The organism is Limnohabitans sp. (genome assembly GCF_040401495.1).
Lineage (GTDB): Bacteria > Pseudomonadota > Gammaproteobacteria > Burkholderiales > Burkholderiaceae_C > Limnohabitans.
This window is the reverse complement of the sequence record NZ_JBBAOI010000034.1, coordinates 1-14,953: the sequence shown is the minus strand read 5'-3', so window position 1 is coordinate 14,953 and position 14,953 is coordinate 1. Positions and strand designations below refer to the sequence as shown.

General features: G+C 56.3%; 15 protein-coding genes. 7 read left to right on the top strand and 8 right to left on the bottom strand.

Annotation, left to right across the window (positions count from 1 at the left end; all coding sequences use genetic code 11):
* Position 1: 1 nt before the first annotated feature.
* Genes AC9UEO_RS13075 through sucC form a run of 3 tightly spaced genes read right to left on the bottom strand, consistent with a single transcriptional unit; the run spans position 2 to position 2,800 of the window.
* Complete coding sequence (locus AC9UEO_RS13075; RefSeq protein WP_509534327.1) at positions 2-739, bottom strand: TerC family protein; 738 nt, start codon at positions 737-739, stop codon at positions 2-4.
* Entirely contained in the window at positions 740-1,633 is an 894-nt protein-coding gene (gene sucD / locus AC9UEO_RS13070) for a succinate--CoA ligase subunit alpha (protein ID WP_509534325.1), read from the bottom strand. It abuts the gene before it with no gap.
* Between the two features lie 3 nt (positions 1,634-1,636).
* Positions 1,637-2,800 carry an ADP-forming succinate--CoA ligase subunit beta gene (gene sucC / locus AC9UEO_RS13065; protein WP_509534323.1) on the bottom strand — a complete coding sequence of 388 codons (1,164 nt, stop codon included), beginning with the start codon at positions 2,798-2,800 and terminating at the stop codon, positions 1,637-1,639.
* A gap of 191 nt (positions 2,801-2,991) precedes the next feature.
* On the opposite strand from sucC, the gene argC reads away from it, so the two are divergent.
* Positions 2,992-3,918: an N-acetyl-gamma-glutamyl-phosphate reductase gene (argC, locus tag AC9UEO_RS13060; protein WP_509534321.1), complete on the top strand. Its 927-nt coding sequence runs from the start codon at positions 2,992-2,994 to the stop codon at positions 3,916-3,918.
* Here argC and recX read toward each other — a convergent pair.
* Entirely contained in the window at positions 3,915-4,463 is a 549-nt protein-coding gene (recX, locus tag AC9UEO_RS13055; protein WP_509534318.1) for a recombination regulator RecX, read from the bottom strand. The genes argC and recX overlap by 4 nt on opposite strands.
* Positions 4,460-5,521 carry a recombinase RecA gene (recA, locus tag AC9UEO_RS13050; protein WP_509534315.1) on the bottom strand — a complete coding sequence of 354 codons (1,062 nt, stop codon included), beginning with the start codon at positions 5,519-5,521 and terminating at the stop codon, positions 4,460-4,462. The genes recX and recA overlap by 4 nt, the downstream gene beginning before the upstream one ends.
* A 143-nt stretch (positions 5,522-5,664) precedes the next feature.
* Between recA and AC9UEO_RS13045 the strand changes: the two genes are divergently transcribed.
* The 3 genes from AC9UEO_RS13045 to AC9UEO_RS13035 all read left to right on the top strand — a co-directional run bounded on the left by AC9UEO_RS13045 (position 5,665) and on the right by AC9UEO_RS13035 (position 8,350).
* Complete coding sequence (locus AC9UEO_RS13045) at positions 5,665-6,153, top strand: MarR family transcriptional regulator (protein ID WP_509534313.1); 489 nt, start codon at positions 5,665-5,667, stop codon at positions 6,151-6,153.
* 77 nt (positions 6,154-6,230) lie between these two features.
* Complete coding sequence (locus AC9UEO_RS13040) at positions 6,231-6,932, top strand: response regulator transcription factor (RefSeq protein WP_509534311.1); 702 nt, start codon at positions 6,231-6,233, stop codon at positions 6,930-6,932.
* Positions 6,929-8,350, top strand: a complete 1,422-nt coding sequence (locus tag AC9UEO_RS13035) for a sensor histidine kinase (protein WP_509534308.1) — start codon at positions 6,929-6,931, stop codon at positions 8,348-8,350. The genes AC9UEO_RS13040 and AC9UEO_RS13035 overlap by 4 nt, the downstream gene beginning before the upstream one ends.
* On the opposite strand, the gene AC9UEO_RS13030 is transcribed toward AC9UEO_RS13035, so the two are convergent.
* Positions 8,347-9,414: an ABC transporter ATP-binding protein gene (locus AC9UEO_RS13030; protein WP_509534305.1), complete on the bottom strand. Its 1,068-nt coding sequence runs from the start codon at positions 9,412-9,414 to the stop codon at positions 8,347-8,349. The two genes, AC9UEO_RS13035 and AC9UEO_RS13030, sit on opposite strands and share 4 nt — an antisense overlap.
* Positions 9,415-9,499: 85 nt before the next feature.
* On the opposite strand from AC9UEO_RS13030, the gene AC9UEO_RS13025 reads away from it, so the two are divergent.
* From AC9UEO_RS13025 to AC9UEO_RS13015, 3 genes are all read left to right on the top strand, one after another.
* Complete coding sequence (locus AC9UEO_RS13025; RefSeq protein WP_509534302.1) at positions 9,500-11,104, top strand: ABC transporter permease; 1,605 nt, start codon at positions 9,500-9,502, stop codon at positions 11,102-11,104.
* Positions 11,105-11,188: 84 nt separating this feature from the next.
* Positions 11,189-12,256 (top strand): extracellular solute-binding protein, encoded by a 1,068-nt coding sequence (locus AC9UEO_RS13020; protein WP_509534300.1) that lies wholly within the window; start codon positions 11,189-11,191, stop codon positions 12,254-12,256.
* A complete protein-coding gene (locus AC9UEO_RS13015; protein ID WP_509534297.1) occupies positions 12,256-13,455 on the top strand; it encodes a cytochrome-c peroxidase in 1,200 nt (399 codons plus the stop codon). The genes AC9UEO_RS13020 and AC9UEO_RS13015 overlap by 1 nt, the downstream gene beginning before the upstream one ends.
* Positions 13,456-13,551: 96 nt before the next feature.
* Here AC9UEO_RS13015 and AC9UEO_RS13010 read toward each other — a convergent pair whose 3' ends face one another.
* A complete protein-coding gene (locus AC9UEO_RS13010; protein WP_509534294.1) occupies positions 13,552-14,370 on the bottom strand; it encodes a biotin--[acetyl-CoA-carboxylase] ligase in 819 nt (272 codons plus the stop codon).
* A complete protein-coding gene (locus AC9UEO_RS13005) occupies positions 14,370-14,834 on the bottom strand; it encodes an SET domain-containing protein (protein WP_509534291.1) in 465 nt (154 codons plus the stop codon). The genes AC9UEO_RS13010 and AC9UEO_RS13005 overlap by 1 nt, the downstream gene beginning before the upstream one ends.
* Positions 14,835-14,953 lie beyond the last annotated feature (119 nt).

The following is a 14,953-nucleotide window of genomic DNA, read 5'->3' as shown; positions in this document are numbered from 1 at the left end:
CTTAGGGAGGTAGTTCGCGCTTCATCTCTAGGGCTGATTTCATGCGAAGCACTAACTTTCCAGCTACGACCACGCCCACTGCACACACACTGCCTGCTAGGTAATACAACCAACCAAGCACTTTGCCGTTCTCGCCAAGCATGGCTGGCACGAGTTCAAGCAAGCCTGGGTCGGTGACAGCCATGGTGCCCGCAATCCAGCCCATGACCATGCCGCCCAAGGTGATCACCCAAGGGAATCTGTCCATCAAGCGAATCACAAAGGTGCTGCCCCACACCACCACGGGTATGCTGACCAGCAAACCAAACACCACCAAAGCCATTTTGTGGTCGCCGCCACCCGCCTCAGCGGCCGCGGTCACGCCAATGACGTTGTCCACACTCATGACCAAGTCAGCCAGCACAATGGTTTTGACGGCACCCCAGAGTTTTTCGCTGGCGTCCACCTCGTGGTCGTCATCTTCTTCGGTGAGGAGCTTCACACCAATCCAAAGCAACAAAGCTGCCCCAAAGAGCTTTAGAAAAGGAATACCCAGCAGGGTAAGTGCCACGCCAATCAAGCCTATGCGGATCACAATCGCGCCCATCGTGCCCCAAAAAATACCTTGACGGCGTTGATGCTCGGGTAAGCCTCGGCAAGCCAAAGCGATGACGATGGCGTTGTCGCCACCGAGCAAAATATCAATCAAGATGATTTGGCCGACCGCCAACCAAAAAGCGGGGTCTTGAAATAATTCCATCTAGAGCATTGCCTTTAGCAGCTTGGCCATTTCAGACGGGTTGCGGGTGATTTTGAAGCCGCATTCCTCCATCACAGCCAGCTTGGCCTCGGCTGTGTCCGCGCCACCACTGATCAAAGCGCCAGCGTGGCCCATGCGTTTGCCCGCAGGTGCGGTCACACCGGCGATGAAGCCGACGATGGGTTTTTTCATATTGGCTTTGCACCAGCGTGCGGCTTCGGCTTCGTCGGGTCCGCCGATTTCGCCAATCATGATGACCGCGTCGGTGTCGGGGTCGTCGTTGAAAGCGCGCATCACATCGATGTGCTTCAAGCCGTTGATCGGGTCGCCACCAATGCCCACGGCACTGGACTGGCCCAAGCCGATTTCGGTGAGCTGCGCCACCGCTTCATAGGTCAGCGTGCCCGAACGTGAGACCACGCCAATGCGCCCCTTGCGGTGGATGTGGCCAGGCATGATGCCGATTTTGATTTCATCGGGGGTGATCAGTCCTGGGCAGTTGGGGCCCAAGAGCAAAGTGCGTTTGCCACCAGCAGCTTCTTTGGCCTTCATTTTGTTGCGCACCATCAGCATGTCGCGCACGGGGATGCCTTCGGTGATGCAAATCGCTAAGTCCAGATCCGCTTCTACAGCCTCCCAAATCGCATCCGCTGCACCGGCGGGAGGCACGTAAATGACCGACACGGTGGCGCCGGTTTGCTTGGCAGCCTCTTTGACCGAGGCGTAAATCGGGATGTTGAAAATCGACTCGCCAGCCTTTTTGGGGTTGACGCCCGCGACGAAACAGTTTTTGCCGTTGGCGTATTCCTGGCACTTCTCGGTATGGAACTGTCCCGTTTTGCCGGTGATGCCTTGGGTGATGACCTTGGTGTCTTTATTGATATAGATGGACATGATTCAAGCTTTCAATGCGGCAACGACTTTTTGCGCAGCCTCGGCCATGGTGTCGGCGCTGATGATGGGAAGACCCGACTCGGCCAGCATCTTCTTGCCCAGGTCTTCGTTGGTGCCCTTCATGCGCACCACCAATGGCACGGACAGGTTGACCGCTTTGCAAGCGGTGATCACGCCGTGGGCAATGGTGTCGCACTTCATGATGCCGCCAAAGATGTTGACCAAAATGGCCTTGACCTTGGGGTTTTTCAGCATGATCTTGAAGGCCTCGGTGACCTTCTCGGGGGTGGCGCCGCCGCCCACATCCAAAAAGTTAGCGGGTTCTGCACCAAACAATTTGATGGTGTCCATGGTCGCCATGGCCAAGCCAGCGCCGTTGACCAAGCAACCGATGTTGCCATCAAGGGAGATGTAGGCCAAATCAAACTTAGAGGCTTCGACTTCAGCGGGGTCTTCTTCGTCCAAGTCGCGGTAAGCGACGATCTCGGGGTGGCGGAACAAGGCGTTGGCGTCAAAGTTGAACTTGGCGTCCAAAGCGATGATGCCGCCCTTGCTGTCGCGGTTTAAAGGGTTGATTTCCACCAACGAGGCGTCGGTGTCCATGAAGCACTTGTAGAGCTTTTGAAACACATCCATGGCTTGCGCGGTAGAGTCTGCGGGCAAGCCAATCGCATTGGCGATTTTTTTGGCTTGGGCGTCACCCAAACCGGTGAGGGGGTCGATGAACTCGGTGATGATTTTCTCGGGCGTGCTGTGCGCCACTTCTTCGATGTCCATGCCGCCTTCGCTGGACGCGATGAAGGCCACTTTTTGGGTGGCGCGGTCGGTGACCACCGACACGTAATACTCTTTTTGGATGTCTGCGCCATCTTCTATGTACAGGCGTCGCACTTTTTGACCCATGGGGCCAGTTTGGTGGGTTTTGAGCTGCATGCCCAAAATCTCACTGGCCAAGCGCTTGACGTCGTCAATGCTTTTGGCCACTTTGACGCCGCCGCCTTTGCCGCGCCCACCGGCGTGTATTTGGGCTTTCACCACCCACACGGGGCCGCCGAGTTTTTGGGCGGCTTCGACCGCTTCTTGGACGGTGAAGGCAGCAATGCCGCGAGGAACCGGCACACCGAATTGACGCAAGATATCCTTGCCTTGGTATTCGTGGATTTTCATGGGGCTCGCTTTCTTAAGGTCACGCTTTACACAGCGCTGACCTGCATGGTCTTGGATCTTTCCCGTTACAGAGCGGGATTGCCACGGAATGTATCATGTTGCATTGCACCAAGAGTCGTTTTTGCCATCAATTGACATGGGGCTTACAGTGTCAGCTGTCACCTTTGTTTCTACTCTTAAGAATTCTCAACATGGCTCAGGTTTTTATTGACGGCGAAGCCGGTACCACTGGCTTACAAATACGCGAACGTTTGGCTTTGTTGCCACAGGTCCATCTGGTCAGCATAGACCCAGCCCAACGCAAAGACCCCGAGGCAAAACGCGCCCTGATGGCCGATGTGGATGTGGTGATTTTGTGTTTGCACGACGACGCAGCACGTGAATCGGTGGCCATGATCGATGCCATGAGCGGGCACCAACCGCGCATCATCGACGCATCCACTGCCCACCGCACCCAAGCCGATTGGGTTTATGGTTTCCCCGAATTGGCAGTTGGACAGGCAAACAAGGTGCGCCAAGCCCTGCGCGTGGCCAACCCCGGCTGCTACGCCACGGGTGCGATTGCGCTGATTCGCCCACTGATTGACGCCGGTTTGCTGCCGGGCGATTTCCCTTTAAGCTTGCCCAGCGTCAGCGGCTATTCGGGCGGCGGGCGCAGCATGATTGAAGCCTACGAAGCAGGCCAAGCCCCCTTGTTTGAAGCCTATGCGCTAGGTTTGTCACATAAGCATATTCCGGAGATCATGCATTGCACCGGCCTCACATGCCGCCCGCTGTTTGTGCCCAGCGTGGGTAATTTTAAGCAAGGCATGATTGTTCAATTACCACTTCATTTAGGCTTGCTACCTCGCCGCGTCAGTGCTTCGGATTTGCACGAGGCGCTGGCAGCGCATTACGCCCAAACCAACGACCCCAGCAACCCCTGCGTGACGGTGTTGCCCCCTACCGAGGACCTGAAACTGGACGCCACCGCTTTGAACGACACCAACCGCATGGAGTTGCGGGTGTTTGCCAACGAGGCTCATGGTCATGTGGTGCTGATGGCGCGCTTGGACAACCTTGGCAAAGGCGCCAGCGGCGCCGCGGTACAAAACCTGCGATTAATGCTCGGCGTTTAGTCTTCGGCCAAGCCTGAGACAACTTGGCGAACCACCTCGCCCGAAAAACCGCGGCTGGCCATAAACCGGGCTTGCTTGTTGCGCTCTGTGGCAGAGGCGGCAAGTAGGCCGAATTTCTTTTGCCATACTGCCCGCGCACGCGCTAACTCTGTGCTCTTGAGGTCCGCCATGGTTTCGGCCACCAGTTCTGCGCTGACGCCTTTGGCCTGCAACTCTTGCCTAAGCCTTGATGCGCCTAGCTTGCTGGAGCGTCGGTTGACCAAGGTTTCGACCACCCGTGCGTCGTCTACCAAGCCTTTGGCTGCTAACTGCGCCAAGGCCTGCTCGACTTCTTCTGGGCTGGCATCTTCTGCTTTGAGTTTGTCGCTTAGCTCTTGGCGCGAGTATTCGCGCTGCGCCAAGAGGCTGACGGCTTTGGCTTTGACCGTTGGCTGGCTGACCGCCGCGCGTGTTTTGCCACGCGCCGCGATAGACGCGGGTGGTTCAGCGCCGGCTGCACCACCTTGCACCACCTTGAACGGCCAATTCACCACGACAGCGCTCACTTGACCGCTTGCAACTTGGGTTCTTCGACCTCAGCGGGCAACAAAGGGATGCCCAAGGACTCACGTACCTTGTTTTCAATTTCAAAGGCCAACTCGGGGTTTTCGCGCAAAAATTCGCGTGAGTTGTCGCGCCCTTGCCCGATTTTTTCGCCTTGGTAGGCATACCAAGCGCCGGATTTGTCGACGATCTTGGCAGCCACCCCCATATCGATGATTTCGCCGTGACGGCTGATGCCCTCGCCAAACAAGATATCGAATTCGGCTGTTTTGAACGGGGGTGCCACTTTGTTTTTAACGACCTTGACCTTGGTTTCGTTGCCGATGGACTCTTCACCCTTTTTGATGGTGCCAGTGCGTCGGATGTCTAAACGCACAGAAGCGTAGAACTTCAAGGCGTTGCCGCCGGTGGTGGTTTCGGGTGAGCCGAACATGACGCCAATCTTCATGCGTATTTGGTTGATGAAGATGACGGTACAGTTGGTTTTCTTGATGTGCGCGGTGAGCTTTCGCAAAGCTTGGCTCATGAGGCGCGCTTGCAGGCCGGGCAAGGAGTCGCCCATTTCGCCCTCCAATTCGGCCTTGGGCGTGAGCGCTGCCACCGAGTCGATGACGATGAGGTCGACCGCGCCCGAGCGCACCAAGCTGTCGACAATTTCCAGCGCTTGCTCGCCCGTGTCGGGCTGGCTGATCAGCAGTTCTTGCAGGTTCACGCCCAGCTTTTGCGCATACTGCACATCCAGTGCATGCTCGGCATCGACGAAGGCGCAAGTGCCAGCCATTTTTTGCATTTCGGCGATGACTTGCAAGGTGAGGGTGGTTTTACCTGAAGACTCTGGGCCGTAAATTTCAATGACGCGACCGCGCGGCAGGCCGCCCACACCCAAAGCGACGTCCAGGCCCAGTGAGCCGGTGGACACCACCTGTATGTCTTCAATGGCCTCGCCCTCGCCCAAACGCATGATGGTGCCTTTGCCAAACTGCTTTTCAATTTGGGCCAAGGCGGCTTGCAGTGCTTTTGCCTTTTCGCCTGCAGCGGCGATGCTTTTCACGTTGTCCATGGAAATCTCCTTTAAGGTCAATGGGTTGTGAGCTAAATCAAAACCTGTTACTAACCACAGGCTGGATGCTTGAACAGTACTTTATCCGCTCAATATATTTTTGTAAACACTATTTTTCGTCAGTTTGCCTTACTATATAGACAATGGCTTTCAATTTACTTCCCTCCGCCCAAGACTGGCGTCAATCGCACTTGGGCCGCCTGTTGGGCCATGCTATGCGCCGCTTTGACGCACGGGTGTTGGTACTGATGGCGCAGCACATTGACGCGCCTTTGGCATTGTCCAATTTGGCCGCCCGTGACAAGGTGAGCGCGGCGCACATCCACATCACGCGGCACCTGCCTTTGCAAGGCGCAAGGTTGAATGAACTCGCCGCTATGGCCGGTATGAGCAAACAAGCCATGGGCGACTTGGTGAACCAATGCGTGGCTTGGGGCGTGGTTCGGCGTGAAGACGACGAGGGCGACGCGCGGGCCAAACGCATTGTGTTCACCCAGACAGGTCTTGCGTGGCTCAAAGCCTTTGAAGCCGCCATCGCGCAAGCCGAAGAAGAGTTCCGCCAAGAAGTGGGCTCTGATGTAGCGACTGTCGTGAATTTGGGGCTGGAAGCCTATGCCGCAGACTCGCGTTAACCCCCATTATTTACTGGGCTTTTGCATGTATGTTCAACCTAGAATGGAGAAAAATACAGTTCAGGGGAGTCAAGCACATGCGCATACTGATCGCTGAAGATGACCAAGTGCTGGCGGACGGTTTACTGCGAACCCTGAGAGCGTCTGGCGCTGCTGTCGACCATGTTGCCAGCGGCACCGAAGCCGATGCCGCTTTAATGACCTCGCAAGAGTTTGATCTCATCATCCTTGATTTGGGCCTGCCCAAGATGCATGGCCTGGAAGTGCTCAAGCGTCTTCGCGCCCGAGGCAACAACCTCCCCGTACTCATCCTCACCGCCGCGGACAGCGTGGACGAACGTGTCAAAGGTTTGGACTATGGTGCTGACGACTACATGGCCAAGCCGTTCTCGCTGCAAGAGCTCGAGGCACGGGTTCGCGCCCTGACCCGACGCGGCATGGGCAGCACCACCGCCACCATCAACCACGGCCCCTTGGTTTACGACCAAGCAGGGCGTGTTGCCACCATCGACGGTCGCATGGTCGAGTTGTCGGCGCGTGAACTCGGTTTGCTGGAAGTGTTGTTGCAACGCTCGGGGCGCTTGGTCAGCAAAGACCAGTTAGTCGAGCGTTTATGTGAATGGGGCGAAGAGGTCAGCAACAACGCCATCGAGGTATACATCCACCGCCTGCGCAAGAAGATTGAAAAGGGGCCTATCCGCATTGCCACGGTACGCGGCTTGGGCTACTGTTTAGAAAAAATCCACCCTGCTACTGACTCCGCATCCCTGGCACCGTGAAACTTTTTCAACGCCGCCAACGCTCTTTGTTTGGCGAGATTCTCGATTGGATGCTCACGCCTTTTTTGTTGCTGTGGCCCATCACTTTTGGTTTGACTTGGCTGATTGCAGAAGGCATCGCCAGCGTTCCTTTTGACCGTGGTCTCGGCCACAACGCCCGTGTACTGGCGCAACTGGTGCAAAGCGATGAAACCACTGTGCGCTTTGAACTCCCAATGCTTGCTAGCAAAATCTTGCAAGCTGACGAAACCGATGAGGTGTATTACCAAGTGCTTGGCGCAAGGGGCGAATTTTTGGGCGGCGACAGTGCGTTACCGCTGCCGCAAGAGGATGAAAAACTGGTCACCGATGAGCTGCGTATGCGTGACGATATGCGCAAGGGCGTGCCGATTCGGGTTGCCTACATCTGGGTGCGTGTACAGCCTTCCTCGGCGCGCCCAGCACTGGTGCAAGTGGCTGAAACCTTGGAAAAGCGCTCGGTGCTGGCCAATGAAATCATCAAAGGTGTGATGCTGCCGCAGTTCGTCATCTTGCCCTTGGCGGTCTTGCTGATTTGGTTGGCGTTGGCGCGGGGTATTCAACCGCTCAATGAACTTGAGCAACGCATACGCCAGCGCAAGACTGACGACATGAGCCCCTTGGATGAAAGCGTGGTGCCAATCGAGGTCTCCCCACTGGTGTCATCCATCAACGATTTGTTGCAACGCCTGCAAGACTCGATTGCCACCCAAAAACGCTTTTTAGCTGATGCGGCGCACCAACTGAAAACCCCGCTGGCGGGACTGCGCATGCAAGCTGATTTGGCCCTGCGCAAAGACGCCAATGCCGATGATTTGAAGCAGTCCTTGCACCACATAGGCCGCGCCAGCATTCGTGCCACCCACACCGTGAACCAACTGCTGGCTTTGGCACGTGCAGAAAGTAGCGGCGCCCCTGCGGCCAAACAAGCTTGCGACCTGAGCAGCCTCACCATGGAGGTGGTGAAAGACTGTTTGCCCCGCGCCATGGACAAATACATCGATTTGGGTTTTGACAATGCAGGCGACGCGGCTGGGCTGCAAGGCAACCCTACCTTACTCAAAGAGATGGTGCGTAACCTGATTGAAAACGCTTTGAACTACACAACGACCAGCCCGCAGCGCCCAGGTGTGGTGACCGCGCGTGTCTACCGCAATGCCAAAGATGAGTTGGTGTTGCAGGTGGAAGATACTGGTCCGGGCATACCAGAGGCCGAGCGAGAGCGCGTGTTTGAGCCCTTCTATCGCATACTGGGTACCGAGGCCGATGGTTCTGGGCTGGGTTTGCCCATCGTTCTTGAAATCGCCCGTCAACACGGCGCAACTGTGGTTTTGCACGAAACCCACCCAGGGCACAACCCGCCCGGGGCGCAATTCAACGTGGTATTTACAAAGACCTAAACAGGCACTTTGGCGAATGTCACCACATGGTCTACTTCAGCGCGTATGCCTATCCACTCGCCAATGTGGTGGTCATGGTGACTGGGTACATGGGCCATCAAGGTCTGTCCGCTGTCGAGCAATAGCGTGTACAAAAACTCAGAGCCACGAAAGGCTTTGCGAATGATTTGCGCTTTGACCAGCGCAGCATCGTCATGCACGATGTCATCGGCGCGCAGGAGCACATCACATGCGCCCATCTGCAGTGCTTGCGGATTGGCGGCCATGGTTTCGCGCAACTCACCCAACGGAGTGTGGAGTACAACGTCACCACCTTCTTGGCGCATGGTGGCGGGTGCAAATACGCCATGACCGATGAATTCCGCCACAAAGCGGGTGGCGGGTAGGTGGTACAAATGGTAGGCGTCGTCCCACTGCTCTAACTTGCCTTGGTGCATCACCCCAATCACGTCCCCCAGCGCAAATGCTTCGAGCTGGTCATGGGTGACAAACAGCGCGGTGGTGTTGGCCATCTTGAGGATGGAGCGCAACTCATGCGCCAAACGCTCGCGCAAGTCCACGTCCAAATTGGAGAAAGGCTCATCGAGTAATAGCAACTGAGGTTGTGGCGCCAAAGCCCGCGCCAAGGCCACCCTTTGCTGTTGCCCGCCTGAGAGTTCGTGGGCGAAACGCTGGCCACTGTTTTCCAACCCCACCAAAGCCAAGACATCTTTGACTCGGGCACGCTGTCGGTCTAAGGGCCAACGGTGCAAGCCAAACGCGATGTTTTGCGCCACATTCAAATGTGGAAACAGCGCATAGTCTTGGAACACCATGCCGATGCGGCGCTGCTCTGGCGGCAGGTGTACGCCATGGCCGCTGACTGCCACGCCATCGATGCAGATCTCGCCCGTGCTGATTTTTTCCAATCCTGCCACGGCGCGCAGCAGCGTGGTCTTGCCGCATCCCGAGGGGCCTATCAACACACCCATCTGGCCTGCTTGCAATTGCAGGCTCACGCTGTCGACGGCTGCGCGTTGGCGGCCAGGGTAGTGCACTTGCAAAGCGTTGACTTGGAGAAACATGCTGCGGATTGTAGGCATCTGACTTTTTCAAACACCCGCTGCCTACAATCTGCCTTTTGTCCCTGTCGCTTGCCGCGACGACTCCATGCGCCTGATTTCCTTGCTGCGGTTGTTGGTGATTGTGCTACTGGCCATGCCCGTGCTGATGGTGCTGGCTGCTTGGCTGCAGTGGAACGATGGCTCTGCTGATATCTTGCTAGGGATGGTCAGCACTGTCTTGCCCAGCTATGTGGTGAGCAGTCTGGGCCTGTGTTTTTGGGTGACCATTGGCGTGATCAGCATGGGCAGTGTGAGCGCTGCGGCTGTCACTTTGTTTGACTTCAAGGGGCGGCGCAGCATGGAATGGGCGTTGCTGTTGCCCTTGGCCATGCCAGCGTATGTGGTGGCATATGCTTACAGCGATTTCTTGCAATTCAGCGGCCCATTGCAAACCGGTTTACGTGCTTGGCTGGGCTGGCAAGGCTCACTCTGGCCCGATGTGCGAAGCCTGTGGGGAGCGGCCGCCGTTTTGAGTTTTGCGCTTTACCCCTATGTGTATTTGTTGGTGCGGGCTGCATTGGTTGAACGCGCGCCTCAGTTGATGGAGGCCGCTCGTTTGTTAGGTGCCGATTTGCCGCGCCGTATTTTTCGTGTCGCGCTTCCTTTGGCTCGCCCCGCCATCGCTGCTGGCACCGCCTTGGCGCTGATGGAGACGCTGGCAGATTTTGGGGTGAGCAGCTATTTTGGCGTGACCACTTTTTCTACCGGCATTTACAAAGCTTGGTTGGTGATGGATGACCGTGTGGCTGCTGCTCAGTTGGCGACCTTTTTGTTGCTATTGGTCGCCCTTATGCTGCGGCTGGAGCAAAAAGCTCAGGCCCGTTTGCGCTTTGCCTCTCAGCGCAGCATGGGCCGTGGCACTGAATCACAGCCTTTGCAACTAAAAGGGGGGCCTGCGGCTTTGGCTTTGCTGCTGTGCGCCGTGCCGGTGCTGCTGGGCTTTGTCTTGCCCTTGCTGATCATGGCGCATGCATTGTGGGTTCACAGCCAAAGCATGTGGATCGATTGGCTGAAATTTTCAGTCTGGATGGGCAACAGCCTCTACCTTGGTTTGTTAACCGCCGTGCTTGCCGTAGGTATGGCGCTTTCGTTGGCCTTCAGTCAGCGGGCGCATGCTGGCGTTTGGCAGCGCTTGAGCACACAGGCGGTTGGTTTGGGCTATGCCGTACCAGGCGTCATCATCGTGGTGGGCTTGCTGCTGCCCATTGGCTGGTTGCAACAAGCTTGGCCCCAAAGCCAAGCGGGATACTGGTTGACCGCCACCATTTTGGGCTTGGTCTGGGCCTACCTTGTGCGCTTTATCGCTGTGGCACTGCAAGCAGTTCAAACTGGCTATACCCGCATCCCCATCAGCACTGACGAGGTTTCGCGCACCTTGGGGGTGTTTCGCGCCGCTTTGTTCACCCGTGTGCATTGGCCTTTGCTCAAACGCTCCACCGCGGCTGCGCTTTTATTGGTTTTGGTGGATGTGATGAAAGAGTTGCCCGCCACCTTGGTGCTGCGCCCCTTCAACACCGACACCTTGGCGGTCATGGCCTACCAATTGGCAAGGGATGAACGGCTTGGGGAGGCCGCCCTGCCCTCACTGGCATTGGTGCTGGTGGGCCTGTTACCCGTCATGCTTTTGAGTCGAACTTTGCGTAAAACCTGATTTTTCAATGGTTTTTTGATCTAACGCAAATGCGAATAGTTCTTATTTGATTTATGATGATGTTTCTTTGACAGAAAGTGCATCATGATTTTCAAGCTAGGTTTTGCCGTTATTTTTCGTCGTGCCTTCTGTTTTTTGGCTTTATTGGCCAGTTTGGGGGGCGCCAGCCACGCTCAAGATGCTGAACTCAATCTCTATTCCGCTAGGCACTACGCCACCGACGAAGCCTTGTACGCCGACTTCACCCGTGCAACTGGCATTCGCATCAACCGCGTGGATGCGGATGATGCCGGCATCCTCTCACGCCTGAAGGCCGAGGGCTCAGCCTCGCCAGCTGATGTGATTTTGTTGGTGGACGCCGCGCGTTTGTGGAAGGGCGAAGTCGAGGGTTTGTTCAAACCCATCCATTCAAAGTTGTTAGAGAAGGCCATTCCTGAACACCTGCGTGCCCGCACCCGCGCCGAAGGCACGGCTTGGTTTGGGTTTTCAACACGTGCGCGTGTCATCGTGTATGACAAATCTCGGGTCAAGCCCGAGGATGTTGACAGCTATGAAAAGCTCGCCCTGCCAGTGAACAAGAACAAGTTGTGCGTGCGCTCAGGCTCTCATCCCTACAACCTGTCAATGTTCGGCGCCATGGTCGAGCATCTGGGTGCACCCGCCACAGAGATTTGGCTCAAAGACTTGGTCGGCAATATGGCGCGCAGCCCCAAAGGGGGTGACACAGACCAGATCAAAGCGGTGGGCAGCGGTGAGTGCGGCATAGCGCTTGCCAACTCCTACTATGTGGCGCGCCTGCTGCGCTCTGGCGCACAGCAAGACCAAGTGCTGATGCAACGCATTGGCATCATCTTCCCCAACCAAGCAAGCTGGGGTACGCACATGAACATCGCCGGCGGCGCGGTAGCCCAACATACCAAGCACCCCGCCAACGCACAAAAGTTTTTGGAATACTTGGCAAGTCCTTCTGCCCAAGCCTATTTTGCCGACGGCAACAACGAGTGGCCGGTGGTCAAAAGTGTGCAAATCAACAACCCCGCTTTGCAATCCATGGCTGGTGGAAACTTCAAAACAGACCCCTTGCCCGTGAGCTTTATTGGCATGAACCAAATCAAGGTTCAGCAAATGCTCGACCGCGTAGGTTTTCGCTGATGCAAGCACGACGTATCCAGTGGTGGCCCATGGGCATGGCCTGCATGGTGTTGGGCGGTGTGCTCTGGTGGACACACCATCAAGCGCCTCAACTTTCAGCGCCTGCCCAGCTGGGTAAATTGATTTTTCATGACGTTGGCCTGTCCGCTTCTGGCCAGCAGTCGTGTGCGACTTGCCATGTGGCCTCGCTGGGACATTCCTCTGCACGTGGCCTAGAGGCAGGTGGCGCCGCTTTTGAGCACGCAGGTACGCGCAATGTGCCTTCGCTACGCTACCTCAAATTCAACCATGCACTGCAATGGGACGAAGACGGCAAGGCCAGCGGCGGATTTTTTTGGGACGGTCGCGCAAACACCCTGCAAGCGCAAGCAGGCGAGCCCTTTTTGAATCCTCATGAAATGGCCAACACCAGCCGCGGCGAAGTGGTGCAACGCTTGCAAAACAGCGCCTATGCGCAGCGTTTCAGTGAAGTGTTTGGCAAAGGTGTGTTGGGTAACCCAGACCAAGCCTTTCAAGCAATGACTTTTGCCTTGGCCAGTTACCAAAGCCAAGACCCTGTGTTTCAACGCTTTGACAGCTTGTTCGACCGGGTCATGCAAGGGCAAGCCGAGTTTTCTGTTCAGCAAGAGCGGGGTTGGCGTTTATTTCAGGATGAGGAAAAAGGCAATTGCGCCGCCTGTCATACCGCCCAAGCTGCTGCCGATGGCACGCCCGCCTTGTTCACCGATTTCAGCTATGACAACTTAGGTGTGCCCCGCCATACCGCTATCTTGGCCAATGCCCAAGCGGGGCACTATGACCTAGGTCTGTGCTCACCACAAAAGAACGTCTGCGGCGCCTTCAAAGTGCCGTCGCTGCGCAATGTGGCTGTGCGTCGCGCTTTTTTCCACAACGCACGCTTTGACAATTTGCATGATGTGCTTGCGTTTTATGCCAGCCGAGACACCGATCCTGCCAAGTGGTACGGCAAGGAGTCGTCCAAGTTCAACGACGTACCCAAGGCCTATCAACGCTTGATTAACACCAGCGAAGCCCCTTATGGCGGCAAGCTTGGCCAAGAACCCAAACTCAGCGCACAAGACCTCGACGACTTGCAGGCTTTTTTAAACACCCTTACTGACGCGGATTTACAGACAGCAGACGCAGCACCTCGGGGCGCAATTGCTCTTCCACGCGCTGTGGTTCACGCGGGTCGTTAGGCGCCCAGCCAAACACGCTTAGCCCGCCAACAGACCACGCCCAAAACAGCAGATTGGCAACGACCAAAGCCAACGCCAGCGCGGTGATGTATTTCCTCATGCCACACCTGCTGTAAGACGTATGCTGACCTCGTCACTGCTCACCGCAATGCGGCCATGGGCAGCGTCGACTTGCAGCACACCACTGGCGTTCACGCCGCAGGCCACGCCCTCTTGCCCATTGCTCAAACGCACAGCCTGACCGCGCAACACATCACGCAGGTCAAACCTGGTCTTGAAAGGCGCAAAGCCTTGCGCCTCAAACAAATGCAAGGCATCGATCAAGGGGGTAATCAAACGCTGCAACACAATGGGTGGCAGGAGAGCCTCGCCCATCCATTCACGCAAACCTGCAGCGGGCATGCTTAACTCGCTGTCTAAAGGACCCTGCAGGTTGATACCAATGCCAATCACGGTGTAGCGCGAGGCACTGTTGTCACCCTCAACCCAAGCGGTTTCGATGAGCATGCCTGCCAATTTGCGCGGCGCATGGGGAGCGCCCACCCAGACATCGTTAGGCCACTTCAAACCAAGGCCAAGGCTTTGCTGAGGATCCAAGGCCTCAACCATAGACACACCAACAGCCAATGACAGACCAGACCAATCGGCGGGGGCCAACATCAATCCCAAAGAAAAGGTGAGCGCATCAGCGCGTTGGCCCTGCCAAGTACGGCCTTGGCGGCCTCTGCCTGCACTTTGATGCTCTGCCACCAACAAGCAGGGGCGGGTGTCGCCAAGACGAGCTCGGCGCATGAGTTCGCTGTTGGTGGAATCGATGGTTGGCAGCACCTCGACACAGGCCACTTCAGCCAAGGGCTTGACCGCGGCTTGCAACGCCCTTAGCGGCCAATGCAAGAAAGCATTGCCAGCACGCATCAAGACTTAGGAGATAACAAGGTACCGCGACACATGCGAGCGCCGCAATGACAAGGGTAATCGGCCAGCAAGGTGGCGGTGTAAGGCTCGTCAATCACCAAGCCATAGTCGTAATGGAGTTCTTCACCCGCTTTGATCTTGCGTATAGTGCGGATGAAAATGCGCTCGCCGGCTTCATCCGCTTCGCAATTGGGTGCGCAGGAGTGGTTGATCCAGCGTGCGTCATTGCCGCCATAAAGTGCATCGATCACATGTTTTTTACTCACATGGAAGTAAAACGTGTGGTTAGGGTCTTTAGGATTGTGGGGGTGGCGCTTTTGCGCTTTTTTCCAGCTGATCACCTCGCCGATGTATTCGATGATGATCTCGCCTTTGGCGATGTCGGTCAGGGCAAACACCCCCTTGCCGTGAACGCCTGAGCGGCGCACCTGAATACGTTTACCGCTGTTGCTTGAAGAGGTCATGGAAGCCTGTCAGAAAATTCTGCTATGTTGAATACGTACATGTGCGCGTGCGCGCGCGAGACAACGAATTGTAAGCAAGGAAGAATTGCATGAGCAAAACACTGGTCATCGCCGAGAAG

Excerpts from the sequence above, each read along its gene's own strand:
- AC9UEO_RS13075 (WP_509534327.1), bottom strand. The coding sequence starts at position 739 with ATGGAATTATTTCAAGACCCCGCTTTTTGGTTGGCGGTCGGCCAAATC.
- sucD (WP_509534325.1), bottom strand. The coding sequence starts at position 1,633 with ATGTCCATCTATATCAATAAAGACACCAAGGTCATCACCCAAGGCATC.
- sucC (WP_509534323.1), bottom strand. The coding sequence starts at position 2,800 with ATGAAAATCCACGAATACCAAGGCAAGGATATCTTGCGTCAATTCGGT.
- argC (WP_509534321.1), top strand. The coding sequence starts at position 2,992 with ATGGCTCAGGTTTTTATTGACGGCGAAGCCGGTACCACTGGCTTACAA.
- recA (WP_509534315.1), bottom strand. The coding sequence starts at position 5,521 with ATGGACAACGTGAAAAGCATCGCCGCTGCAGGCGAAAAGGCAAAAGCA.
- AC9UEO_RS13045 (WP_509534313.1), top strand. The coding sequence starts at position 5,665 with ATGGCTTTCAATTTACTTCCCTCCGCCCAAGACTGGCGTCAATCGCAC.
- AC9UEO_RS13040 (WP_509534311.1), top strand. The coding sequence starts at position 6,231 with ATGCGCATACTGATCGCTGAAGATGACCAAGTGCTGGCGGACGGTTTA.
- AC9UEO_RS13030 (WP_509534305.1), bottom strand. The coding sequence starts at position 9,414 with ATGTTTCTCCAAGTCAACGCTTTGCAAGTGCACTACCCTGGCCGCCAA.
- AC9UEO_RS13025 (WP_509534302.1), top strand. The coding sequence starts at position 9,500 with ATGCGCCTGATTTCCTTGCTGCGGTTGTTGGTGATTGTGCTACTGGCC.
- AC9UEO_RS13020 (WP_509534300.1), top strand. The coding sequence starts at position 11,189 with ATGATTTTCAAGCTAGGTTTTGCCGTTATTTTTCGTCGTGCCTTCTGT.
- AC9UEO_RS13015 (WP_509534297.1), top strand. The coding sequence starts at position 12,256 with ATGCAAGCACGACGTATCCAGTGGTGGCCCATGGGCATGGCCTGCATG.
- AC9UEO_RS13010 (WP_509534294.1), bottom strand. The coding sequence starts at position 14,370 with ATGCGTGCTGGCAATGCTTTCTTGCATTGGCCGCTAAGGGCGTTGCAA.
- AC9UEO_RS13005 (WP_509534291.1), bottom strand. The coding sequence starts at position 14,834 with ATGACCTCTTCAAGCAACAGCGGTAAACGTATTCAGGTGCGCCGCTCA.